This window comes from Streptomyces sp. NPDC127038, from assembly GCF_042725875.1.
GTDB lineage: Bacteria > Actinomycetota > Actinomycetes > Streptomycetales > Streptomycetaceae > Streptomyces.
Genome location: NZ_JBHXDQ010000004.1, coordinates 107,976 through 132,200, shown reverse-complemented (window position 1 = coordinate 132,200; position 24,225 = coordinate 107,976). Strand labels below are relative to the sequence as shown.

General features: G+C 72.3%; 20 protein-coding genes. 12 read left to right on the top strand and 8 right to left on the bottom strand.

The features are described 5' to 3' along the window. Window positions 1–54 precede the first annotated feature (54 nt). The 3 genes from ACFWI4_RS04640 to rhaI form a co-directional block, all read right to left on the bottom strand. Complete coding sequence (locus ACFWI4_RS04640; protein ID WP_387190967.1) at window positions 55–1,530, bottom strand: rhamnulokinase family protein; 1,476 nt, start codon at window positions 1,528–1,530, stop codon at window positions 55–57. 5 nt (window positions 1,531–1,535) lie between these two features. After that, window positions 1,536–3,575, bottom strand: a complete 2,040-nt coding sequence (locus tag ACFWI4_RS04635) for a bifunctional aldolase/short-chain dehydrogenase (RefSeq protein ID WP_387190965.1) — start codon at window positions 3,573–3,575, stop codon at window positions 1,536–1,538. Window positions 3,576–3,745: 170 nt separating this feature from the next. Further along, window positions 3,746–4,906, bottom strand: a complete 1,161-nt coding sequence (gene rhaI, locus ACFWI4_RS04630) for an L-rhamnose isomerase (RefSeq protein ID WP_387190963.1) — start codon at window positions 4,904–4,906, stop codon at window positions 3,746–3,748. Between the two features lie 268 nt (window positions 4,907–5,174). Between rhaI and ACFWI4_RS04625 the strand changes: the two genes are divergently transcribed. From ACFWI4_RS04625 to sigJ, 9 genes are all read left to right on the top strand, one after another. Continuing rightward, window positions 5,175–6,692: a sugar ABC transporter ATP-binding protein gene (locus ACFWI4_RS04625; protein ID WP_387190961.1), complete on the top strand. Its 1,518-nt coding sequence runs from the start codon at window positions 5,175–5,177 to the stop codon at window positions 6,690–6,692. A gap of 109 nt (window positions 6,693–6,801) precedes the next feature. Further along, complete coding sequence (locus ACFWI4_RS04620; RefSeq protein WP_387190959.1) at window positions 6,802–7,842, top strand: ABC transporter permease; 1,041 nt, start codon at window positions 6,802–6,804, stop codon at window positions 7,840–7,842. Next, window positions 7,835–8,830, top strand: a complete 996-nt coding sequence (locus ACFWI4_RS04615; protein ID WP_387190958.1) for an ABC transporter permease — start codon at window positions 7,835–7,837, stop codon at window positions 8,828–8,830. Before ACFWI4_RS04620 ends, ACFWI4_RS04615 begins: the two co-directional genes overlap by 8 nt. Window positions 8,831–8,924: 94 nt before the next feature. After that, on the top strand, window positions 8,925–10,007 hold the full coding sequence (gene rhaS / locus ACFWI4_RS04610) for a rhamnose ABC transporter substrate-binding protein (RefSeq protein ID WP_387190957.1): 1,083 nt from the start codon (window positions 8,925–8,927) through the stop codon (window positions 10,005–10,007). 65 nt (window positions 10,008–10,072) lie between these two features. Beyond that, entirely contained in the window at window positions 10,073–10,393 is a 321-nt protein-coding gene (locus ACFWI4_RS04605; protein WP_385401038.1) for an L-rhamnose mutarotase, read from the top strand. A gap of 266 nt (window positions 10,394–10,659) precedes the next feature. Further along, complete coding sequence (locus ACFWI4_RS04600) at window positions 10,660–11,685, top strand: LacI family DNA-binding transcriptional regulator (RefSeq protein ID WP_385401040.1); 1,026 nt, start codon at window positions 10,660–10,662, stop codon at window positions 11,683–11,685. A 133-nt stretch (window positions 11,686–11,818) separates the two neighbouring features. Further along, window positions 11,819–13,120: an alpha/beta fold hydrolase gene (locus ACFWI4_RS04595; RefSeq protein ID WP_387190955.1), complete on the top strand. Its 1,302-nt coding sequence runs from the start codon at window positions 11,819–11,821 to the stop codon at window positions 13,118–13,120. Between the two features lie 107 nt (window positions 13,121–13,227). Beyond that, complete coding sequence (locus tag ACFWI4_RS04590) at window positions 13,228–14,061, top strand: enoyl-CoA hydratase/isomerase family protein (protein ID WP_387190953.1); 834 nt, start codon at window positions 13,228–13,230, stop codon at window positions 14,059–14,061. Window positions 14,062–14,111: 50 nt separating this feature from the next. Then, a complete protein-coding gene (gene sigJ, locus ACFWI4_RS04585; RefSeq protein ID WP_387190951.1) occupies window positions 14,112–15,017 on the top strand; it encodes an RNA polymerase sigma factor SigJ in 906 nt (301 codons plus the stop codon). A 3-nt stretch (window positions 15,018–15,020) separates the two neighbouring features. Here the strand turns inward: sigJ and ACFWI4_RS04580 are convergent, their stop codons facing one another. Continuing rightward, window positions 15,021–15,971, bottom strand: a complete 951-nt coding sequence (locus ACFWI4_RS04580) for an SDR family oxidoreductase (RefSeq protein WP_387190949.1) — start codon at window positions 15,969–15,971, stop codon at window positions 15,021–15,023. Between the two features lie 123 nt (window positions 15,972–16,094). Between ACFWI4_RS04580 and ACFWI4_RS04575 the strand changes: the two genes are divergently transcribed. After that, a complete protein-coding gene (locus ACFWI4_RS04575) occupies window positions 16,095–16,937 on the top strand; it encodes a pentapeptide repeat-containing protein (protein ID WP_387190946.1) in 843 nt (280 codons plus the stop codon). A gap of 51 nt (window positions 16,938–16,988) precedes the next feature. On the opposite strand, the gene ACFWI4_RS04570 is transcribed toward ACFWI4_RS04575, so the two are convergent. Further along, window positions 16,989–18,473 carry a cytochrome P450 gene (locus ACFWI4_RS04570; protein WP_387190944.1) on the bottom strand — a complete coding sequence of 495 codons (1,485 nt, stop codon included), beginning with the start codon at window positions 18,471–18,473 and terminating at the stop codon, window positions 16,989–16,991. A 107-nt stretch (window positions 18,474–18,580) separates the two neighbouring features. Here ACFWI4_RS04570 and ACFWI4_RS04565 point away from each other — a divergent pair, with 107 nt between their 5' ends. After that, window positions 18,581–19,189, top strand: a complete 609-nt coding sequence (locus ACFWI4_RS04565; RefSeq protein ID WP_385401060.1) for a TetR/AcrR family transcriptional regulator — start codon at window positions 18,581–18,583, stop codon at window positions 19,187–19,189. An 81-nt stretch (window positions 19,190–19,270) separates the two neighbouring features. Further along, complete coding sequence (locus tag ACFWI4_RS04560; protein ID WP_387190940.1) at window positions 19,271–19,975, top strand: DUF2470 domain-containing protein; 705 nt, start codon at window positions 19,271–19,273, stop codon at window positions 19,973–19,975. Between the two features lie 55 nt (window positions 19,976–20,030). On the opposite strand, the gene ACFWI4_RS04555 is transcribed toward ACFWI4_RS04560, so the two are convergent. From ACFWI4_RS04555 to ACFWI4_RS04545, 3 genes are all read right to left on the bottom strand, one after another. After that, window positions 20,031–21,737 (bottom strand): aldehyde dehydrogenase family protein, encoded by a 1,707-nt coding sequence (locus tag ACFWI4_RS04555; protein ID WP_387190937.1) that lies wholly within the window; start codon window positions 21,735–21,737, stop codon window positions 20,031–20,033. Window positions 21,738–21,837: 100 nt separating this feature from the next. Beyond that, window positions 21,838–23,151 (bottom strand): MFS transporter, encoded by a 1,314-nt coding sequence (locus ACFWI4_RS04550; protein ID WP_387190935.1) that lies wholly within the window; start codon window positions 23,149–23,151, stop codon window positions 21,838–21,840. Window positions 23,152–23,239: 88 nt separating this feature from the next. Beyond that, window positions 23,240–24,163: a TauD/TfdA dioxygenase family protein gene (locus ACFWI4_RS04545; RefSeq protein WP_387190932.1), complete on the bottom strand. Its 924-nt coding sequence runs from the start codon at window positions 24,161–24,163 to the stop codon at window positions 23,240–23,242. Between the last annotated feature and the right edge of the window lie 62 nt (window positions 24,164–24,225).

Genomic DNA, 24,225 nt, shown 5'->3' with positions numbered 1-24,225 from the left:
GCCCGCGCGATCGCGGAAGAACGCCCCGCCGCGTGCTTCACGGTGTGCGGCGCTTCATCGTGTGCCGAGCCGTGCCTCGGCCGCGTCCCACGCCGCCGTGTCGCCGCGCGGCTCGTAGCGGCGGAGCGGCTGGGTGCGGGCGACCAGCGCGCGCATCCCGGCCAGGTCGCCGACCAGGCCGTCCGCCCTTGCCTGGACGAGGACGTTGCCGAGCGCGGCCGCCTCCGCCGGGCCCGCCACGACCGGCAGCCCGCAGGCGTCGGCGGTGAGCCGGCACAGCAGTTCGTTGCGGGCGCCGCCGCCGACGATGTGCACGACGTCGACCGGATGCCCGGCGAGGGACGCGGCCCGCTCGATCGCGCGCCGGTGCGCGAGCGCGAGGGAGTCGAGGATGCAGCGGGTGATCTCGGCGCGGGACCCGGGCACCGGCTGCCCCGTGGCACGGCAGGCGTCCGCGATCCGTGCCGGCATCCGGCCCGGCGCGAGGAACACCGCGTCGCCCGCGTCCACGACCGACCGCAGCGGCGCCACCTCGGCGGCGGCCGCGAGGAGTTCACCCAGATCGGGGCCGCCCCACTCCCGTACGCACTCCTGGAGCAGCCACAGCCCCATGATGTTGCGCAGATAGCGGACCGTGCCGTCCAGGCCCAGTTCGTTGGTGAAGTTGGCGGCCCGGCTCGCCTCCGTGAGGACGGGAGCGTCCAGTTCCAGACCCGCCAGGGACCAGGTGCCCGTGCAGATGTAGGCGAACCGCTCCCCGGTCGCGGGCACGGCGGCCACCGCCGAGGCCGTGTCGTGCGAGCCGACCGTGGTCACCGGCACCGGGCCGGACATCCCGGTCTCCTCCAGCACCCGCGGCAGCAGGGTTCCGGCCCGGTCACCGGGACGGCGCAGCGGCGGGAACAACCCCAGGTCGATCCCGAGCCGCTCCGCGAGGCCGTATGACCAGTCGCGGGTCCTCGGATCGATCAGCTGGGTGGTGGAGGCGTTGGTGAGTTCGGTGCCCAGCTCGCCCGTGAGCCAGTACGCCAGCAGATCGGGGATGAGCAACAGATGCTCGGCACAGGCGAGTTGGGCGGAGCCGCGGGCGGCCGTCAGCTGGTACAGGGTGTTGAACGGCGCGTACTGGAGTCCGGTGGCCGCGTACAGCTCGGCCGCGGGCACGCTCGCCCACACCTTCTCCGCGACACCTTCGGTGCGGGCGTCGCGGTAGTGCACCGGGTTGCCGAGCAGCGCTCCGCCGGCGTCCAGCAGCCCGTAGTCCGCCGCCCAGCTGTCGATGCCGACGGAATCGACCCGCCCCGCCGCGCGCAGCCCGTCGAGGACGCCCGCGTACAGCCCGAGGATGTCCCAGCGCAGCCCCTCGGGGACACGGACCGGCCGGTTGGCGAAGCGGTGCGCCTCGGTCAGGCCGAGCGTGTCCGGCCCGACGCGGCCGACCATGACCCGACCGCTGGACGCCCCGAGGTCGACGGCGGCGTAGACGCGCTCCGGACCGGCGGGCAGGGGCGAGGTCTCCGGGGAACCCATCGGCGTCACCGCAGGAAGGCGGCGGCCACGCCGGCGTCGACCGGAATGTGCAGACCGGTCGTGTGCGTCAAGTCCCCGCCCGTCAGGGCGAACACGGCCCCGGCGACATGCTCCGGCAGCACCTCGCGCTTGAGGATGGTCCGCTGGGCGTAGAACTCGCCGAGCTTCTCCTCCTCGATCCCGTACGTCGCCGCCCGCTGCGCGCCCCAGCCGCCCGCGAAGATCCCGGAACCGCGTACCACGCCGTCCGGGTTGACTCCGTTGACCCGGATGCCGTGCTCACCCAACTCGGCTGCCAGAAGCCTCACCTGGTGAGCCTGGTCGGCCTTGGTGGCGGAGTAGGCGATGTTGTTCGGGCCGGCGAAGACCGCGTTCTTGGACGCGATGTAGACGATGTCGCCGCCCAGCTTCTGCGCGATCATGACCCGGGCCGCCTCGCGCGAGACGAGGAAGGAGCCGCGCGCCATGATGTCGTGCTGGAGGTCCCAGTCCTTCGCGGTGGTCTCCAGGAGCGGCTTGGAGATGGAGATGCCCGCGTTGTTGACCACGAGGTCGACACCGCCGAAGGCCAGCGCCGCGGTCTTGAAGGCTTCGGCGATCTGCTCCTCGGAGGTGACGTCCACGCCGACGGCGACCGCCCTGTCGGGTCCGCCGAGTTCGGCCGCGACCCGCTCGGCACCCTCGGTGTTCAGGTCCGCGACCACGACGCAGGCGCCCTCGGCCACCAGCCTTTCCGCGACGGCCCGGCCGATCCCGCTGCCCGCTCCGGTGACCAGGGCGACCCGGGCCGCGAGCGGCGCCGGCCGCGGCATCCGCCGGAGCTTGGCCTCCTCGAGGGCCCAGTACTCGATACGGAACTTCTCCGACTCCTCGATCGGCGCGTACGTCGAGACGGCCTCCGCGCCACGCATCACGTTGATCGCGTTGACGTAGAACTCGCCCGCCACCCGCGCCGTCTGCTTGTCCTTGCCGAAGGAGAACATGCCGACCCCGGGGACCAGGACGATCGCCGGGTCGGCGCCGCGCATCGCGGGGGAGTCCGGCAGCGCGTGCCGCTCGTAGTAGGCCGCGTACTCCACGCGGTACTCGGCGTGCAGTTCCGCGAGCCGGGCGACCGTCTCGTCGAGGGAGGCGGCGGGGGGCAGGTCGAGCACGAGCGGCCTGACCTTGGTGCGCAGGAAGTGGTCGGGGCAGGAGGTGCCGAGGGCCGCGAGCCGTCCGTGTTCGGCGCGGGCGAGGAAGTCGAGCACCTCCTCGGAGTCGGTGAAGTGGCCGACCTGCGGGCGGTCCTGGGAGGCGACGGCGCGGATGTACGGGGCGAGCGCGGCGGCCCGCTCACGGCGTTCCGGCGCGGCGAGCGCCTCGTACCCCTCGACGACGGGTCCGAACGGCTCGGCCTTCCCGCGCCCGGCGAGGAACGCCTCGGCGGTGCGGATGATGTACAGCGAGTTGCGCTCGCACTCCTCGGCGGTGGCGCCCCACGCGGTGATGCCGTGGCCGCCCAGGACACAGCCGACGGCCTCCGGGTTGGCCTCCTTGACCGCCGCGATGTCCAGGCCCAGCTGGAAGCCGGGCCGGCGCCAGGGCACCCACACCACCCGGTCGCCGAAGCACTCGGCCGTGAGCTTCTCCCCGTCGGCCGCGCAGGCGAGCGCGATACCGGAGTCGGGGTGCAGATGGTCGACGTGCGGGGCGTCGACCAGTCCGTGCATCGCCGTGTCGATCGAGGGTGCGGCGCCGCCCTTGCCGTGCAGGCAGTAGTCGAAGGCGGCGACCATCTCGTCCTCGCGCTCGACGCCCGGGTACACCTCGGTCACCGCCCGCAGCCGGTCGAGCCGCAGCACCGCGAGTCCGGCCTCGGTGAGGGTGCCGAGGTCCCCGCCGGACCCCTTCACCCACATCAGCTCCACGTCCCCGCCGGTCACCGGGTCGATCTCGGTTCCCTTCGCGGAGGCGTTGCCCCCCGCGTAGTTGGTGTTGCGCGGATCGCCACCGAGCCGCCGCGACCGCGCCAACAGAGCCTCGGCTTCGGGATGGGGTGCCATGTTCCAGGTCCTTAGAAAGAGAAGAGAAGAGGGGAGGAGAAGCGCCCCGTCAGGGGCGCGGGGAACTGCGCGACCAGCCCCGACGAACCGCGCCCCCGGCGAACCACCGATCGGGGCAGACGCGACCCGCCGGGCCGGCCGGCCCGGGAAACCCAGCCGGGCAAGGGGGCCTAGGCCCCCCACCCCGCCTGCTCACCCCCCACCCGCTCCGCGGCGATCCGCTCCCCCCACCCGGACCGCCGATACGCGGCCACCGGATCGGGGTCGAGCCCCAGCTCGGTACGGACCTCCGCGAGCAGCGGCCGCACGTCGGTGTTGTACGCGTCCATGACCACCGCGTTGGCGGCCAGCACATCCCCGCCCCGCTGCGCCTCGGCGAGCGCGGCACCGTCCACCAGGAGCGCCTTGGCCGTGGCCTCCTGCACGTTCATCACCGACCGGATGATCGCCGGGATCTTCGCCTCGATGTTGTGGCACTGGTCGAGCATGAAGGCGACGTCCGGGGTGAAACCGCCGCCGCGGATCACCTCATACATGATCCGGAACAGCTGGAACGGGTCCGCCGCGCCCACCATCAGGTCGTCGTCGGCGTAGAAACGGGAGTTGAAGTCGAACGCGCCGAGCTTGCCCTCGCGCAGCAGCGTGGCCACGATGAACTCGATGTTGGTGCCGGGCGCGTGGTGGCCGGTGTCGACCACGACCTGTGCCTTGGGCCCGAGTTTGAGGCAGTGCGCGTACGCGGTGCCCCAGTCGGGGACGTCGGTGGCGTAGAAGGCGGGCTCGAAGAACTTGTACTCCAGCAGCATCCGCTGCCCGTCGCCGAGCCGTTCGTAGACCTGCGCCAGGGCCTCCGCGAGCCGGTCCTGCCGTGCGCGCAGGTCGTCCTGGCCCGGATAGTTCGTACCGTCGGCGAACCACAGCTTCAGGTCCCTCGAACCCGTCGCGTCCATGATGTCGACGCACTCCAGGAGGTGGCCGACCGCCTTGCGGCGCACGGCCGCGTCCGGGTGGCAGACGGAACCGAGCCGGTAGTCGTCGTCCTGGAAGGTGTTGGAGTTGATCGCGCCCAGCTTCAGTCCGCGCTCCTCGGCGTGCTTGGCGAGCGCCGCGTAGTCGTCGGTCCTGTCCCAGGGGATGTGCAGCGCAACGGTCGGGGCCGCGCCGGTGAACTCGTGCACCTTGGCCGCGTCGTCCAGTTTCTCCTGGGGGGTCCTGGGCACGCCCGGTTGCGCGAACACCTTGAACCGGGTGCCCGAGTTCCCGTACGCCCACGACGGCGTCTCGACGGCCTGGGTCTTGAGCGCGGCCTTCACCGCGGCGAGGTCGGTCACTTCGGGACTCCTACGACTTCGGATGCGACAGCCTCATTGCCCGGCTGCCCTGAAACGATTCAGCAGCGAAGTTATGAGCCCCCCGAAGGGCTGTCAACCCCTCCGGCGGGCGGCTGTTGTCGTGACCCTCTTGTGACAGCCGGGTGCCGAAAAATTTCGAACCGAACCCATTGACGTGCCCTGGGTGGCATGCCTAACGTCCCGGCAATCCAATTGAAACCTTTCACGACGCCGTGGCCGCCCCGTCGGCGTCGTCGAGGAGCCCCTCATGACCCACCCGTCCGACACGGGACACGCCCCGGTGCTGGCGCTCAAGGACATCTCGAAGTCCTTCGGCGCCGTCCGCGCCCTGCGGGACGTGTCCCTGGAACTGTTCCCCGGCGAGGTGCACGCGCTGGCCGGAGAGAACGGCGCGGGCAAGTCGACCCTCATCAAGACGCTCGCCGGCGTGCACCGACCGGACGCCGGGCAGGTGCTGCTGGACGGCGAACCCACCGTCTTCCACGGTCCCGCCGACGCCCGCGACGCGGGCATCGCGGTGATCTACCAGGAACCGACCCTCTTCCCCGACCTGTCCATCGCCGAGAACATCTTCATGGGCCGTCAGCCCCGGCGGGCCCTCGGCCGCATCGACCACAGGGCCACCCGCGCCGCGACGGCGGCCCTCATGAAGCGTCTCGGCGTCGAGCTCGACCCCGAGCGCCCGGCACGCGGACTGTCCATCGCCGACCAGCAGATCGTGGAGATCGCCAAGGCGCTCTCCTTCGACGCCCGCGTCCTGATCATGGACGAGCCGACCGCCGCCCTCACCGGCAGCGAGGTGGCGCGGCTGTTCGGCGTGGTCCGCACCCTGCGCGAGCAGGGCTCCGCCGTGCTGTTCATCTCGCACCGGCTGGAGGAGATCTTCCGGATCTGCGGGCGCGTCACGACCCTGCGCGACGGGGCCCTCGTCTCCAGCGAGCTCCTGGACGGAATGACCGAGGACGACCTGGTACGCCGGATGGTCGGCCGCGACCTCGACGAGCTCTACCCCAAGCAGCACGTCGAGGCCGGCGAGGTCGCCCTGAGCGTCCGCCGGCTGACCAGGGAGGGTGTCTTCACCGACGTCTCCTTCGAGGTCCGGCGCGGCGAGATCGTCGGACTCGCCGGGCTCGTCGGCGCGGGCCGTACGGAGGTCGCCCGGGCGGTGTTCGGCGTGGACCGCTGGGACGCGGGCGGGGTCGAGGTCGACGGGCGGCCGCTGACGAACGGCGCCCCCTCCGTCGCCATGGCCGCCGGACTCGGCCTCGTCCCCGAGGACCGGCGCGCCCAGGGCCTGGTGATGGACATGTCCATCGAGCGCAACATCGGCCTGACCGGGCTGCGTTCGACGGTCAGGGCGGGCCTGATGGACCGCGGGGCCGAGCGCAGCCGCTCCCTCGACTGGGCGGTCAGGCTCCAGGTGAAGTACGCCCGGATCGCCGACACCGTCGCCACGCTCTCCGGCGGCAACCAGCAGAAGGTCGTCCTCGCCAAATGGCTGGCCACCGGCCCCAAGGTGCTGATCGTCGACGAGCCCACCCGGGGCATCGACGTCGGCACCAAGGCCGAAGTGCACCGACTGCTCAGCGAGTTGGCCGCCGACGGGGTGGCCGTCCTGATGATCTCCTCCGACCTTCCCGAGATCCTCGGCATGGCCGACCGCGTGCTCGTGATGCACGAGGGCCGGCTCACCGCCGAGATCCCGCGCTCCGAGGCCACCGAGGAATCCGTGATGGCCGCCGCCACCGGGAGGGCCGCCGCATGACATCCGCCGAGAGGGCCGCCCGTACGACAGCCGTGGCGAGAGCCCCCCGTACGACAGCCGCCGAGAGGGCTCCCCGCATGACCCCGATCACCGCCCGGAGGGCCGCCGCATGACGGTCACCGCGCCCACCCCCGCCCCCGCCACCGAGGCGCCCAGGTCCAGCGGCGCCCGGCTTGTGGACCGCGTCTTCAAGATGCGCGAACTCGCCATCCTGGCCGTCTTCCTGGTGATGATCGCCGTCACCCAGCTGGGCAACAGCGAGTTCCTTTCCGAGCAGGGCGTCAAGGACCTGCTCCTGAACGCGACCATCCTCGTGCTGGTCGCCACCGGTCAGTCCCTCGTCGTCATCACCCGCAACGTGGACCTGTCCGTCGGCTCGACCCTCGGTATCAGCGCCTTCGCGGCCGGCACCTACCTCCAGGGCGGCGGCAACCCCGTCGTCGCGGTCCTGCTCGCGGTGCTGCTCGGCATCGGCTGCGGACTGGTCAACGGAGCGCTCGTCAGCCTCGGTCAGGTACCCGCGCTCGTCGTCACCCTCGGCACCCTCTACATCATCCGCGGGCTCGACTCCATCTGGGTCGGCTCCCGTCAGATCACGGCGGCCGATCTCCCGGGCGGCTTCGTCGACTTCGGCTCCGGCGGCCTCTCGGCGGTCCCCTATCTCGCGCTGATCGCCCTGGCCGTCCTGGTCGTCGCCGCGTACTACCTCAAACACTTCGGCAGCGGCCGCGAGCTCTACGCGCTCGGCTCCAACCCGGAGGCCGCGCGGCTGGCCGGCATCCCGGTGCGCAAGCGCATCCTGACCGCGTACGTCGTCTGCGGCGGACTCGCCGGACTCGCCGGCGCCCTCTATCTCGCCCGGTTCGGCAACGTCGACTCCGCCACCGGCAACGGCTACGAACTCACCGTCGTCAGCGCGGTCGTGGTCGGCGGCGTCGTCTTCACCGGCGGCTCCGGCAGCGTCTACGGAGCCGCGCTCGGCGCCCTGCTGCTCACCTCCGTCAACAGCGTCCTGCCCGCCCTCGGCGTCAGCTCCGTCTGGGTGCTCGCCATCAACGGCGTCCTGCTCATCCTCGCCATCGCGGTCGACCGGATCGTCGCGCTGCGCGTGGCCTCCGCACTGAAGAAGAGGAACGCCCGCCATGGCTGACTCCGCTCTCGCGCGCGCCGTCCGCTGGGACACGGTCGTCGGCGCCCTCCTCATCGTCCTGCTGCTCTTCTCCTTCTCCTTCGTGGACGGCTTCGGCAACTCCCTCAACCTGTCGTTCCTGATCGGCAACACCCTGCCGATCGCCCTGATCGCCCTGCCCATGACCCTGCTGGTGGTGGCCGGCGAGATCGACCTGTCCGTCGCCTCGACGGCCGGGCTCTCCGGATCGGTCATGGGCGCGCTGTGGAACCAGGGCATGGCGATCGAGACGATCATCCCGCTCTGTCTCGTCCTCGGCGTGGTGTGCGGACTCGTCAACGGCCTGCTGGTGACCCGGCTCGGACTGCCGTCCCTCGCCGTCACCATCGGCACCCTCGCCGCCTACCGGGGCATCGCCCAGATCGTGCTCGGCTCCGACGCCGTCACCGACTTCCCCACCCAGTACCAGGACTTCGCGGCCGGACGCATCGGAAGCAGCTTCGTGCCCCAGGCACTCCCGCTCTTCCTGGTGCTGCTCGCCGTCGCCGTGGTCGTGCTGCACGCCACCCCGTTCGGGCGCTCCGCGTTCGCCATCGGCGCCAACGAGGAGGCCGCCCGGTTCGCCGGCATCCGGGTCAGGCGGCAGAAGCTGATCCTGTTCGTCGCGACCGGCTTCATGGCCTCCCTGACCGGCGTGTTCTGGGCCCTGCACTACGCCAGCGCCCGCTACGACAACGCCACCGGGCTCGAACTGTCCGTCGTGGCCGCCGTCCTGCTCGGCGGCATCGACTTCGACGGCGGCAGGGGCACGCTCGGCGGCGCGGTCGCGGGCGTCTTCCTGCTCGGCTCGCTCCAGAACGTGATGAGCCTCCTCAACGTCTCCGCGCAGTCGCAGATCGTCGTCACCGGCGTCCTGCTCGTCGTCTCCGTGCTCGGCCCCCGGGTCGGGCGCCAGATCTCCGTGGCGAGGGCGGGCCGCAGAGCCGCCGGCCCGACCCCGGCCCCGTAACCCCGCCCGACTCGGCACGTACTCGTCACCCCGTCCGACTCGGCCCCGTACTCGTCACCCCGGTCCGCTCTCCCTCGTAAAGGAACCCTCAGCCATGCGCAGAACCTCGATCCGCCGTACCTGCGCGGCGCTCGCCGCCGTCACCTCGCTCGCCCTGGCCGTCACCGCCTGCGGCGGCACCACCAAGAACGACGTCAAGGACTCGGGCGGATCCGCCGCCGCGGGTGCCACGGCGAACCCCGGCGCGGCCACCAAGAAGGGCCTCACCGTCGGCTTCCTTCCCAAGGCGGTCAACAACCCGTACTTCACCTCCTCGGACAAGGGCGGCGAGAAGGCGCTGACGGAACTGGGCTCCAAGTACAAGGAGGTCGGCACCAACAGCGCCACCGACACCAGCGGCCAGGTGAGTTACGTCAACACCCTCACTCAGCAGCAGGTCGACGCCATCGCGGTCTCCGCGCAGGACCCGGGTGCCCTGTGCACCGCGCTCAAGCAGGCCATGACGAACAAGATCAAGGTCGTCACCTACGACTCCGACACCAAGACCGACTGCCGTAACGCGTTCGTCTCCCAGGCGAGCGCCGAGGACCTGGGCCGCACCGAGGTGCAACTGCTCGCCGAACAGATCGGCTACAAGGGCGAGATCGCGATCCTGTCCGCCGCGCAGACCGCGACGAACCAGAACACCTGGATCGACTACATGAAGGACGAGCTGAAGGACCCCAAGTACAAGGACGTCAAGCTGGTCAAGGTCGCCTACGGCAACGACGAGGCCCAGCAGTCCTTCCAGCAGACCCAGGGTCTGCTCCAGGAGCACCCGAACCTGAAGGGGATCATCTCCCCGACCACCGTCGGCATCAAGGCGGCCGCCCAGTACCTGTCCGGCTCCAAGTACAAGGGCAAGGTCAAGCTGACCGGCCTCGGTACCCCCAACGACATGCGCAAGTACGTGAAGAACGGCACCGTCGAGGCCTTCGAGCTGTGGGACCCGGCCAAGCTCGGCGAGCTGGCCGCGCGCACGGCCGTCGCGCTCGCCTCGGGCCAGATCACCGGCAAGGAGGGCGAGACCTTCAAGGCCGGCGACATGGGCTCGTTCACCATCGGCAAGGACGGTGTGATCAGCCTCGGCAAGCCCACCGTCTTCGACGCCAAGAACATCGACCAGTTCGACTTCTGACGGTGCGCCGGGCCGGCGCACCCCGCGTCGCGCCGGCCCGGCTCCCGGACCCCGGAGGGTCGTTGATGCAACGTGTCTGCTTCCTGCTGAAGGTCCGCGCGGACCGGCTCGACGAGTACCGCGAGCGGCACGCCGCCGTGTGGCCCGAGATGCTCGACGCGCTCTCGGCCACCGGCTGGCACAACTACTCGCTGTTCCTGCGCGAGGACGGCCTGCTGGTCGGCTATCTGGAGACCGAGGACTTCGCGGCCGCGCGGGCCGCGATGGACGCGACCGCCGTCAACGCCCGCTGGCAGCGGGAGATGGCGCCGTTCTTCACCGGACTGGACGGCGCCGGCCCCGACGAGGCGATGCGGCCGCTCACCGAGGTCTTCCATCTCGCCTGACCGCTCCACCCGCCGCCCTGACCGACCGAGGAGCCGTACATGAGAGAGCGCCGCGAGGACGAAGGACCCTGCCCGGCGCCGTGGGGAGACGTCCGGCGGGACCGCTCCTCCGGCCCCGGGTGCCCCCGGCACCCCCGGGCACACCGACCGGACGCTCCTGTCCGCCGGCGGTCCCCGGCTGCCCGCACGACCACTGTTTCCGGCCCGCCCGCGGGTAATCTGAGGGCCGGCCTGCCGCTTCTCGTTCTTCTGGAGGTTCCCGCCTGATGGCCCAGTCGGTGGGTATCAAGGACGTCGCCCGTGCCGCCGGAGTCTCCGTCGGCACGGTCTCGAACGTGATCAACCGCCCGGACTCCGTGGCCTCCGAGACCCGGGCACGCGTCCAGTCCGCCATCGACCGGCTCGGCTATGTGCGCAGCGAGTCGGCCCGCCAGCTCAGGGCCGGGCGCAGCCGGATCATGGGCCTTCTCGTCCTCGACATGGGCAACCCGTTCTTCGTGGACGTCGCGCGCGGCGCCGAGCGGGCCGCGCGGGAGACCGGACTCGGGGTGATGGTCTGCAACAGCGCGCAGTCCCCGAGCGAGGAGGCCGACTATCTGTCGCTCTTCGCCGAGCAGCGGGTAAGGGGGGTGCTGCTGACCCCGTCGGACGCGAGTGGACGCAACATCGAGGCGTTCCGCCGCCACGGCATCCCCTTCGTCCTGGTCGACCGGGTCGCCGAGGGCACCACCGAGTGCTCGGTCTCGGTCGACGACGTGGCCGGCGGCGCGCTCGCCGTGCGGCACCTCGTGGACGCCGGGCACCGCACGATCGCGTACGTCAGCGGACCGCCCGGACTCAGCCAGGTGAGGGACCGCCGTACGGGCGCGCTGAACGCCCTGCGGGAGGCGGGCCTCGGTCCTGAGCAGCTGCGCGAGCTGCCCACCGAGCGCCTGGACGTGGCCGCCGGACGCGACGCGGGAGCCCGGCTCCTCGGCCTCGCCGAGCGGCCCACCGCCGTCTTCTGCGCCAACGACCTGCTCGCGCTCGGAGTCCTCCAGGCCATGTACGCGGCGGGTGTCGACGTGCCGGGCGACCTCGCGATCGTCGGCTACGACGACATCGAGTTCGCGGCGGCGGCGGTCGTCCCGCTCACCTCCGTGCGCCAGCCCGCGGTCACGATGGGTGCCCTCGCGGCCGAACTGCTCCTGGAGGAGATCGACGCCGAGACCGCGCCCGCGCCGCACGAGCACCGTCGGGTCGTGCTCCAGCCGGAGCTGGTGGTGCGCCACTCCAGCCTGGCGGCGCGCTGAGCGGCGGTTCAGCCGCCCGTCACCGGGCTGCTGAGTCACTGTTCAGTTGGTCTTCCCGGTCCCCGGGCCGCGGAGTCCGGGCAACATGTGCTCAACTGGGACAGCCTGGAATCCGTACGTCTCGGGAGACCTGTTGACCGTCAGCTACCGCCAGCCCGGTGTCGTCCTCACCGACCACCGCTTCACCGTGCCCCTCGACCACGACCGTCCGGCGGGCGAGACCATCGAGCTGTTCGCCCGTGAGGCCGTCGCGAGCGACAAGGCGCACCAGAAACTGCCCTGGCTGGTCTACCTCCAGGGCGGCCCCGGCTTCGGGGCGAATCGTTTCGTCGGCCGTCAGGCCTGGCTCGACCGGGCCCTGCAGGACTACCGCGTCCTGCTGCTCGACCAGCGCGGCACCGGCCATTCCACCCCCGCCAACCGGCAGACGCTCCCGCTGCGCGGCGGCCCCCGCGAGCAGGCCGACTACCTCGCCCTCTTCCGCGCCGACTCCATCGTCCGGGACTGCGAGGCCATCCGGCCCGGGCTGACCGGCGGAGCGCCCTGGACGGTGCTCGGCCAGAGCTTCGGCGGCTTCTGCACCGTGCGCTACCTCTCCAGCGCCCCCGAGGGACTGAGCGCCGCCGTCGTCACCGGCGGTCTGCCCTCCCTCGACGGACACGCGGACGACGTCTACCGCGCCGCCTACCCGCGCATCGAGCGCAAGGTCGCCGCCCACTACGCCCGCTACCCCCAGGACGTCGAGCGCGCCCGCCGGATCGCGGAGTACCTGCTCCAGCACGAGCCGGTGCTGAACGGCGGCTACCGCCTGACCGCCGAGGCCTTCCAGTCGCTCGGCATCCTGCTCGGCGGCAGCGACGGCAGCCACCGTCTGCACTTTCTGCTGGAGGACGCCTTCGTCCGCACCCCGCAGGGCCCGGCCCTCTCCGACGCCTTCCAGGAGGAGGTCCAGGCGCTGCTGTCGTACGCGGGCCACCCGCTGTACGCGCTCGTCCACGAGGCCATCTACGCCCAGGGCGGCCGCCCCACCGCCTGGTCCGCGGAGCGGGTACGGGCCGAGTTCCCCCAGTTCGACGCCGCCAAGGCCCTCGCCGACGACGGGCCCCTGCTCTTCACCGGCGAGTCCGTCCACCCCTGGATGTTCGAGACCGACCCGGCCCTGCGCCCGCTGCGCGACACCGCCGAGGAACTGGCCGCCCGCACCGACTGGGCGCCGCTGTACGACCCGGCCCGCCTCGCCGCGAACGAGGTGCCCGTCGCGGCGGCGGTCTACCACGACGACATGTACGTCGACGCCGAGCACTCGCTGCGCACCGCCCGCGCGATCCGGGGCCTGCGCACCTGGGTGACCGACGAGTTCGAGCACGACGGGGTACGGGCCGGCGGCCCGCGCGTACTGGACCGGCTGCTCGCGCTCACCCGCGACGACGTCTGATCCGTCCGCCGGCCGTCCCCCGCTCCCGCTCCTCGCCCTCCCCGGCGCTCCGCGCCCCGCACCCCTCTAGACTTCTGACGGCCTGTCAGAATCCTGAGGGGGCACGGATGATCGACACCACCCGCACGGACATCCCGGAGGGCGAGGAGCGGCTCAGCCTCGGCGTCGAGGACGGCGTCGCCGTCCTCACCCTGTGCCGGCCGGCGAAACTCAACGCCTGGAGCTGGGAGTCGACCCGCCAACTCGGCCTGTTCGCCGACCGGATCCGCTTCGACCCCTCGGTCCGCGCGGTGCTGCTGCGGGCCGAGGGGCGCGCCTTCTGCGCGGGGATCGACGTGACCGCCCCGGGCGGAGCGATCACCGGCCGCTCGGGCGCCGAGCGTGCCCGCGCCTACTACGAGGGCATCCGCTGGGCCCACGAGCGCTTCGCCGCCTTCGCCCGGCTGCCGCAGCCCGTCGTCGCGGCGGTCCAGGGCTACTGCCTCGGCTTCGGCTTCGAACTGGCGCTGATGGCGGACATCAGGGTCGCCGCCCGCGACGCCGTGTTCGCCCTGCCCGAGGCCCAGTTGGGGCTCGCCGTCGACGCCGGAGGGGATCTGCGGATCGCCCGCGAGGCGGGCGCGGGCTGGGCGAAGTACCTCGCGCTGACCGGGAGACGGCTGGACGCGCCCGCGGCCGAACGGCTGCACCTCGTCCAACTCCTCGTGGAGGAGGCCGAACTCGACTCCACCGCCCGGACCGTCGCGGCCGAGATCGCGGCGAACGCGCCGCTCGCCGTGCAGGCCGTCAAGCACGGCATCGACGCCTACGCCGAGGCGCCCGTGACCGCGGCACTCGACCGGAGCGCCCTGTCCGCCGCCCTCACCCTCACCTCCGAGGACGCGGCCGAGGGATACGCGGCCAAGGGTGCCCGCCGCGCGCCCCGCTTCGACGGAAAGTGACCCACGTGTTTTGATCGGTCACTGCCGCGTACGACGAGACAGGGGGAGCGATGTCCGACAGCGAGCTGCTCGCGAAGAAGTTCGAGGAGCACCGGGGCCGGCTGCGAGCCGTGGCCTACCGGATGCTCGGATCGCTGAGCGAGGCGGACGACGCCGTCCAGGAGACCTGGCTGAAGCTCGGCCGCACCGACGCCGGCGAGATCAAGAACCTGGGCGGCTGGCTGACCACGGTGACCGGCCGGGTGTGCCTGGACATGCTGCGCTCCCGGGCCGCGCGCCGCGAGGACCCCCTGGAACCCTCCGGCACCTTCGTCCCCGACCCCGTGGTCAGCCCCCTGGACCGGATCGACCCCGAACAGGAGGTCCTGCTGGCCGACTCGGTCGGGCTCGCCCTCCTCGTCGTCCTGGAGACCCTGGAACCCGCCGAACGGCTCGCCTTCGTGCTGCACGACATGTTCGCGGTGCCCTTCGACGACATCGCGCCCGTCGTGGGCCGCAACGCGGCCGCCACCCGTCAGCTCGCCAGCCGGGCCCGCCGCCGGGTCAAGGGAGCCGCGCCCGAGCCCGAGCGGGACGCCGTCCGCCAGCGGGAGGTCCTCGGCGCCTTCCTCGCGGCCTCGCGCGAGGGCGACTTCGAGGCGCTCGTCTCCGTCCTCGATCCCGACGTCGTGCTGCGCGCCGACGCCGGCGCGCTGGTCGGCGGCGTGACCGTGTCCAAGCTGGTGCGCGGCGCCGAGGCGGTGGCCCGGCAGGCGCTCGCCTTCCGCAGGTTCGCGGCGAGTTCGCGGCTCGTGCGGGTCAACGGGGAGGCGGGGGTCGTCGCGATCGTGGACGGCCGGCCGCAGTCCGTCATGGGGGTGTCCGTCGTCGACGGCAGGATCGTCGCGATGTACATCCTCGCCGACCCCGTACGGCTCGCCGGGCTCGATCTCGCCGGGGAGCGGCCGGGGGAGTGACGGTCAGCCGGTGAAGGGACCGCGCCCCAGCTGGTCCCGCACCGGCGTGACCGGCGGGGCGACCAGGTCCCTGCGCTGCCAGTTGGCGCCGTCCACCACCAGGGTGTGACCGGTGATGAAACGGGCGTAGGGCGAGGCCAGGAAGGTGGCGGCCCAGCCGAGTTCACGGGGTGCGCCGACGCGCAGGGCCGGCTGGCGCCGGTCCAGCGCGCCGCGCCCCGCGCCCTCCCCGGCCCGCTCGTTCCCGCCGTCGCCGGTGCTCCCGTCGTCCGCCGTCCGGGGTGCCGCGGCCCGGGTCAGGTTGCCGCGGATGGCGTCCGTCATGTCCTCGTGCGGCATCAGTCCCGGCACCAGGCCGTTGACCTGGATGCCGTACGGCCCCCATTCGACGGCCAGGGTCCGCACCAGGCTCTCCACGCCCGCCTTGGCCGCCGCGCTGTGCGCGAAACCCGGGCCGCCGGTCCAGGCGTAGGACGCGCCGACGTCGATGACCGACCCCGGTGTGCCCGCCGCCAGGTGCCGCCGCCCGAACTCACGGGTCATCAGGAAGGTTCCCGTCAGGGTGATGTCGACCACCGCCTGCCAGGCGTTAGGGGACATGTCCTCGGTGGCGACGGGGAAGTTGGCGGCCGCGTTGTTGACCAGCACGTCGGGCAGCGCGCTCGCGTCGAACACCTCGGAGACGCGCACCGGGTCCCGGATGTCGCACACGGCGGATGTGACCCGGGTGCCCAGCGTCGCCAACTCGGCCCGGGCACGCGCGAGACGGCGCTCACGTCGGCTGACGATCAGCAGATCGGCGCCCAGCCGCGCGAACTCCGCCGCGATCGCCTTCCCCAGCCCCGTCCCGCCACCGGTGACCAGCACGAGCGAGCCCTCGTACGTCCCGTCCGGCAGGGCGCTCGCACCCAGCGGGGGAGGGGCGGGGAGACCGGGGAACGCGGTGTCGTCCATGGCGGATTCGATACCCGGTGTGCCGTGAACCATCCGGAGCGCGGGCCCCGATCGCCGCGCGAGGGGGCCCGCCGTCACGTCGGCCCAGTTCAGGGCGCTTGCGAGGTCGGTAGTCTTGAGGACATGCCAGAAGAAGTCAGCACATCCCCGGACCGCCGTGACGAACTGCGCGCCGACTGCGGCCGGTGCTTCGGACTGTGCTGCGTCGCCCTGCCCTTCTCCCGCTCGGCCGACTTCGCGATCGACAAGGGCGCGGGCGAACCCTGCCCGAACCTGCGCGGCGACTCCCGGTGCGGGATCCACACCAGGCTGCGGGACGAGGGGTTCACGGGCTGCACGGTCTACGACTGCTTCGGCGCCGGCCAGCACGTCTCGCAGGTGACCTTCGGCGGGGTGGACTGGCGCTCGGGGCCGAAGGAGCGGGCCCGGCTGATGTTCGACGTGTTCCCCGTCGTACGCCATCTCCACGAGATGCTCCGGTACTTGAACGAGGCACTCACGCTCCCGGCCGCCCGTCCGGTGCACGCGGACGTGCGGCGCCTGATCGCCGGGACCGAGCGGCTCACCCGGGGGACCCCGCGGGAACTGGCCGCGCTGGACGTCGGCGCGCACCGGCGGGAGACCGGCGAACTGCTGCTGCGGGTCAGTGAACTGGTCCGGGCCGGAGCCGGGGGCCGGGGGAAGGACCGGCGCGGCGCCGATCTGATGGGCGCGCGTCTCAAGGGCGCCGATCTGCGCGGCGCGAGTCTGCGCGGTGCCCTGCTCATCGCGGCCGATCTGAGCGGCGCCGATCTGCGGGGGGCCGATCTGCTCGGCGCCGACCTCCGGGACACCGACCTCACCGACGCCGATCTGACCGGAGCGCTCTTCCTCACCCAGCCGCAGCTCGACGCGGCCCGCGGCGGTGCCGGCACCTGCCTCCCTCAGACGGTCACCCGCCCCGGCCACTGGACCGCCCGGGGCTGAGCCGGCCTCCCGGTGCCCGGAGTTCGGAGGCTCCGGGCCGGGAGGGGCGGCTCACCCGGCCGCGCCGGCCGGCGTCGCCCGCCGCCCCGCGGACACGGGCGGGCGCCGTTCGAGGTGCAGGCGCAGCCCCTCCGGCATCAGCGTCAGCCGCTCGGCCACCCGCAGCCGGTAGCCGGGGTCGGGCCGCAGGTCGTAGCGGCGCAGCAGCAGGCCGAGGACCAGGGTCGCCTCGTGCAGCGCGAACTGGCGGCCGATGCAGGCGCGCGCCCCGGTGCCGAACGGCTTGAAGGTGTGCGCGGGACGGGCCCGTACGGCCTTTGCGTCGAAACGGTCCGGGTCGAACTCCTCCGCGTCGGCGCCCCACACCCCCGGGTCGCGGTGCAGCATCGCGGTCAGCACCAGCGCCCACGCTCCCTGCCGCATCGGGTGGACACCGCCGAGCACGGTGTCGTGGCGGGCCTCGCGCGCGAACGCCGGTGCCGTCGGCCACAGCCGCAGCGACTCGTCCAGGACCCGCCGTACGTACCGGAGCCGGGCGACCTGCTCGTAGCCCGGCCGCTCCGTGCCGCCCCAGACCCGGTCGACCTCGGCCCGCGCGCGGGCGGCGGCCTGCGGGTGCCGGGCGAGGTAGTGCAGGGCGAAGGACAGGGCGCCCGAGGTGGTCTCGTGGCCGGCGATCAGGAAGGTGATGACCTGGCGGCGGATGTTCTCCGGGGTCAGCCGCTCCCCGGTGGCGGGGTGGGCCGTCTCCAGCATCCGGTCGAGCAGGTCGCCGCCACCGCCGCCCCCCGCACGGCGGGAGGCCACCACGGCGTCGACCGTGCGGTTGAGGTACGCCATGTCCGCCGCGTTGCGCCGGGATGCGCCCCGCAGCAGGAACGGCGCCAGCGGGACCGGGACGACGTTGAGGCGTTGCGCGTAGGTCAGCGTGCCCACCATCGCGTCCACGAAGGGGTGCGGCCGGGAGCGTTCGAAGGACGCGAAGTCATGGCCGAAGCCGGTCCTGGCGATGGTCTCCAGCGTCAGCTTCGTCATGTCGCCCGGCACGTCCACCGCGCGGCCCGCGGCCTGTTCGCGGTCCCAGTGGTCCGTCAGCCGCTCGGTCACGGCCAGCATCATCGGGTGGTAGCCCTCCATGGCCTCACGGCTGAACCCGGGGGCCAGGACGTCGTGCGCCAACTGCCAGTTGGGCTCGTGGTTGTAGGCGGTGAACAGTCCGTCCCCGGCGACCGGGCGGAGGTTGGCGACCCCCAGGCCCACGTGCTTGGCGAACCGCGACTCGTCGGCCAGTTCGGCGGCGAGGTCCGCGCCCCAGACGAAGACGATCTCGTTGCGGAAGGCCCGGCGACGGAAGATCGGACCCAGTTGCCGGCCGAACCGCATCGAATCCTGGAGCGGGGAGCGGACGTCGGCGCCCAGCACGTCGCCGACCAGCGGGACGCGGCGCGGCGGGTGGGGGATGCGGTGCAGCTCGGGCCAGCCCAGTTCCGCGCTGCGGAACCCCTTGGGCGGAGCCCCCTGTGCCGTGTCCGCCATGACGCCATCTCCCTTGTGGTCCGGGCGTGTTGAGCCTGTTGTACGCGAGTTCAATAGCGGCTTCAGTCTGGTCCCGTCGCTGAACCCGCGTCAAGTAAGGTGCGGGCATGACGGGGAAGCAGGGGGAGCGCGCACGCCGCCGGCTCGGTTCCGCCGAGCGCCGGGAGCAGTTGCTGTCGGTCGGCGCCCGCCTGTTCTCCGAGAGCCCGTACGACGACGTCTGGATCGAGCAGGTCGCCGAGATCGCCGGCGTCTCGCGCGGGCTGCTGTACCACTACTTCCCGACCAAGCGGGACTTCTTCGCCGCCGTGGTCGAGCGGGAGAGCGGGCGGATGCTGCGGATGACCGCGGCGGTGCCCGGTGTCCCGGTGCGGGAGCAACTGGGCGCGGGCCTGGACGTCTTCCTCGGGTACGTGCAGGAGCACGCGCACGGGTTCCGGGCCTTCCACCGCGCCGACGCGGCCGGCGACCAGGCCGTGCGCAGGGTCTACCAGCAGGCGCTGGCCGCGCAGGAGCGGCAGATCCTCCAGGCCCTGGCCGCGGATCCCGAGCTCGGCGAGTCCGCCGAGGACCGGCCCGAACTCCGGGTCGCCGTGCGCGGGTGGCTCGCCTTCACCACGGCGGTGTGCCTGGAGTGGCTCCGGGGCGCGGACCTCACCAGGGACCAGGTGCGGGACCTGTGCGCGCGGGCGCTGCTCGGCGCGATCGCCGTCTGAACCCCTCCTCCGGGCGAGGCGTGGTTGGCGTACGGCCCGATCTTCGATAGGTTAGGCAAGCCTTACCTAGGGAGGAAGTCGATGGGTGACCGTCACACCTGGACGGCCGCGCCCGGCGCGGCGGAACACGCCCGCTCGGTGCTCGCCGCGGCCTGGTCCTGCGCCGTGAGCGCGGAGGGCGGCCGGGAGGAGTTCGTCGGCTCGCACTCCGTCACCGAGGGCGGCCGGGTGCTCCTGGAGGTGCCGGAGGACAGCGCGCTGCGGGCCGCCGCCATCTGTTCGCCGCGCGGAGAGCCGTCCGCCGTCCTGGAGTTCGCCGACGTCGCGCCCGTTCCCGTACGGAACCGGATCCGAGCCCGGCTCTGGCTCGCCGGCTGGTTCGTCCCCGAGGACGGGCGGCTCGCGTTCCGCACCACCCGCGCGGTGCTGCGCCGGCCCGGTGGAACCGTGGTCGTCGACCTGGACGAACTGGCCGACGCCCGGCCCGATCCGCTCGCCCTCGCCGAGGCCCACCTGCTGACCCATCTCGCCGACGCCCACCCGGACGCCGTCGAACGGCTCACCCGCCTCGTCGAACCGGACAGTCTCCACGGCGCGGTGCGCGTCCAGCCGCTCGCCGTCGACCGCCACGGACTCACCCTGCGCATCGAACGGGCCCGTGGCATCGGCGACGTACGCCTGCCGTTCCACGCGCCCGCCGACGACGTCTCCGAACTGACCGAGCGCATGCACGTCCTGCTCACCCAGGCGAACCGCGCTTCCTGCCACCGCCCCCACCTCTTGTAGCCGAGAGAGCCCCGGCGTTCGGGCCGGGGGTGATTCGCCCCATGGCGGAATGGGGTCAGCCGCGCAGCGCGGAGGCGAGGATGGCGGGCAGTTTCAGGAGGCCCGGCGCGGCGGTGAAGCGGGTGACGCGTTCCACTGTGGCCAGCGCCGTCCGGTTGGTGACGAAGTACGGCGGGCGGGGGGACAGGGACGGGTCGCCCGTGACCAGACCGCGCGGGGCGGGCGTGAAGGGCGCGCGCAGCACGGTCTTCTCGATGTCCTCGAGCATGAAGGCGTTGTGCACGAAGCCGATGCCGCTGCCGATGTCCTGGCGGGTGTGGCCGGGGAACGCGCCCCAGGGGGTGAAGCCGAGGAGGAAGCCGACCGCCGACCAGCAGTTGACACCCAGGGTGCCGTACCGCAGTCCGGCGACGGCCTTGTCGACCGCTGCCCGGTCGGTCCTCTCCGTCCCTGGGTGGACGATCAGGGTGGCGCCGAGGGTTCCGGGGAGGGTCTCGTTGGCGAATTCGACGGCGTGGCCGAGGAATTCGGCCGGGGTGTCGCCGGGCAGTCGTACGACGCCGAGGGCGCTGCCGAAGACTTCTCCGGTGATCAGGACGTCGTCGTGGTCGGTGATGTCCGGGACCAGGAGCCGGCAGCCGTCGCCGTGGGTCTCGGCCTTCGGATGGGCCGCCAGCACAGCGCCCAGGCGCCGCTCGGCGCCCGGGTAGTAGTCGGTGCGCGGCGGCAGTGCGCGCAGCACTCGCCGGATCTCGTCCAGCAGTCGCTCGGTGCCGTCCCACTCCCGGGGCAGGACCAGGATCTGGCTGGCGATGCAGTTGTGGCCGGAGTTGTTCATCTTGCTGGTGACGATGTGCTCGGCCTGGAAGCGGAAGTCCGCCGCGCTCCAGGGGCCGGGGGTCACGATGCAGGGGCTGACGCCGCCCAGCTCGCTGGTGAACGGCTTGCCGATCAGCGGCATGTCGTCGCGGCGGCGCTCGCCCGCCTGCTCGTCGGTGCCCCACACGATGGCGTCGTGGGTGCGGTCGCTGCCGGTGACGTGGATGGCGTCGACGCCCTCGTGCGTGGCGAGGTATCCGCCCTCGGCCGCACCTCCGTCGATGAAGCGCACCCAGCCCCGCTCGACGTACTCGGCGAAGGCGTGCTCGAAGTGCGGGCGGAGATAGGCGTTGACCGGGTTCATCTTCGCGACGACGACCTGGCCCTCGACATAGAGCTTGTGCAGGATGTCGAGCGCGGTGATGGCGGCGACGTTCCCGGCACCGAGCACCAGGGCCACCGCGGGACGGCCCGGCCGGCCCCGGTACTCCCCGGCGGCGCGGCTGCGTGCCTGCTCCCGGGTGATGCCGGGCCGAAGCCACACCTGAGCCGTGAAACCGTTGAGCAGCAGCGTGTCCCAGCCGGTGGCGGGGAAGACGTCGACGTGGGTACGGCCGTCGCGGGTTCGCACGGCCTTGGCGTCGACCGGGTCCTTTCCCGCGGCGATGCGCCGGAGTACGTGCAGATATGCCGCGGCGTTCTGGACCAGGGCCCACGGCCCGCCGATCCAGTCCTCGGCGGCCCATGGGGAGTCAGGGTCGTAGCCCTTGGCGCGGGCGCCGGCGGCGGCCAGGTCGGCGGCGCCGGAGGTCAGGCGGGGGAGCAGGCGCTCCAGCAGGGCGATGCGTTCGGTGAGCGGGGTGGCGGACCAGGACACGGCGCCGATGCGCAGTTCGGCGACGGTCTGGTCGAGGGAAGAGGTGTCGAGGGCGCTGGGGTTCACGTCATGCCTCGTGGAAGGTGGATTGAGGGCGGGCGGGCGGTGCCGTGCTCTGTGCGAGGGGCGGCGGACCGCGCCCGGGGGGCACGGCGGTGTCGCGTCGTCAGGCCGGGAGCAGGCGCGCGTCGCGGTCCGGGTCGATCAACGTGACGGCGGCGCTGCCGCCCAGCAGGAGCAGAGCACCGGTGATCATGACGGCGTACCGGTAGCCCCCGGTTCCGTGCGTGTCCACGAGGTGCCCGATCAGCGTCGGGGCGATCAGACCGGCGGTGGTCACCACGGCGTTCATGATGCCGAGTGAGCCGCCGCGGCGGTCGGCCGGCACCAGTTCCACGACGGTCGTGGCGGCGACGCTGCCCATCGCTCCGGAGAGTGTGACCCCGGTGACGAGGAGCACGACGGTCACGGCACCGGCCCGGGCCCACGGCAGGGCCAGGCATGCCGCCGCGCCGACGAGCATGAGGATGCCGCCGACCCTGCCGCGGGCCCACCGGCTCGCGCTCCCGCGGCGCAGCAGCCATCCGGTCAGGCCCGCCTGTCCGAGCACCACGATGCCGCTCATGCCCCACACCAGCATCAGCAGTCGGGCGGAGGTGGCCGAGGAGTAGCCCAGACCGTCATGGAGGTAGGACGGGAGCCAGACCAGCGCGAAGGCGATGACCCAGTAGGTGCCGAAGTAGGCGATCGTGGCACCGATCCAGGTACGGGTCGCGAGGATCCGGCGGTACGGCGTCCTGCGGGATGCCGGGCCGGTCGCGGTTCCGGCGCCCTCGGCAAGGGCGGGCGAGTCGGTCCCGTACCGTCCCTCCCCGCCGAAGGGGATCCACAGCAGAGCCCACACCGTGCCGGCGACCGCCACCACGGCGACGGCCGAGCGCCATCCGTGGTGGTGGATCACCCAGGTCAGTACGGGAGCGGCGACGAGGACTCCCAGGGTGATTCCCAGGACGATGAGTGCCCCGGGCAGGTTGCGCCGGTGGTTGGGGAACCAGGACAGGGCGGTCTGCTGGGCCACGGGGAAGGCGGGCCCCTCGGCGGCGCCGAGAAGGACACGTGAGGCGATGAGCACCGCGAGCCCTCCGCCCAGGGCCAGTGGCGCCTGGGAGACGGACCACAGGAGGGCCATCGTCAGCAGAAGCCACTTGGGCCGTGTGCGGTCGGCGAGCAGTCCCACCGCGGCGCCGCAGATCGAGAACAGCAGGAAGAAAGCGCTGCTGGCGAGCCCGAAGGCGGACGCGGACAGGCCGAGGTCCTTGCGGATCGGGTCGGCCGCGAGGCCCAGCACGGACTTGTCCGCGAAGTTGATCATCATGAGGGCCACGAGCAGAGCGGTGACGACCCATGCGCGGAGTCGCGGATCGCTCGCGGTCTTCGCAGGATCGGCGGGCACGGCCGGTACGACGTCGGTGTCGGTCACAAGAGCTCCGCGAGAGACGGGCGGGACGGGGAGGGCGGGCGAGGGACCCCTGCGGCCCCTCGCCCGTGGGTGTACGGTCCGGCGCCGCTCAGGCGAGCGGGACGCCTGCGATCGCGATGCGCTCCATGACGCGGCGCTGCGGGTAGTAGTCGTTGATCGCGTAATGCTGGGTGGCGATGTTGTCCCAGATCGCGACGGAGCCCGGCTGCCAGCGGAAGCGCACCTGGTACTCGGGGATACGGGCCTGCAGGACGAGCTCGTCGAGCAGGTCACGGCTCTCGCTGTCGGACAGGCCGACGATCCGGGTGGTGAAGGGCTCGTTGACGTAGAGCAACTTGCGGCCGGTGCGCGGGTGGCGGACGACCACCGGGTGCTCGACGGGCGGCAGGGCGTCCCGGAAGGCGGTGATCTGGCTCTCCGTCATCATCGCCCCCCAGCTGGGCACCCAGTCGTGCACAGCGGTGAGCCCCTCGATACGGGCCCGCGTCCTTGCCGAGAGGTTGTCGTACGCGGCAGCCATGTCGGCCCACTGGGTGTCGCCGCCCGCGGGCGGGACCTCGACGGCGCGCAGGATCGAGCCCAGGGCGGGCGCGGCCATGAAGGAGTGGTCGCTGTGCCAGATGTTCTCGGTGCCGATGGCCATGGCGTCCTTGGCCAGACGGGAGACGCCGGCGATGTCTCCCTTGGGGAAGAAGGGGTTCACCTCCGGCTTGCCCCACAGGCCGGAGAGTGCGAGCTGGGACTGCGGGTCGAAGGCGTGCTGGTCACGGAAGAAGATCACCTTCCACTCCAGCAGGGCCTGCTCGAGCTCCTGGGCGAGGTCCTCACCGATCGGCCGGGACAGATCGACGCCGTCGATCTCGGCACCGATGTGCGGGGTGAGGGGACGGATGCCCAGGTGCTGGTACTCGACCTGGGTCCAGTCCGGCGCGGTGCGCTCCAGCACGCGCTTTCCGTAGTGCATCAAGGGCTTGTCGAGGGCGGGGGCGGGGGCGGTGACGACGCTGTCCATGGGCGCTCCGAGGCGACGATCGGCATTTCGTTCCTGGGAGTATCGTTATTCGGGCATGGTCT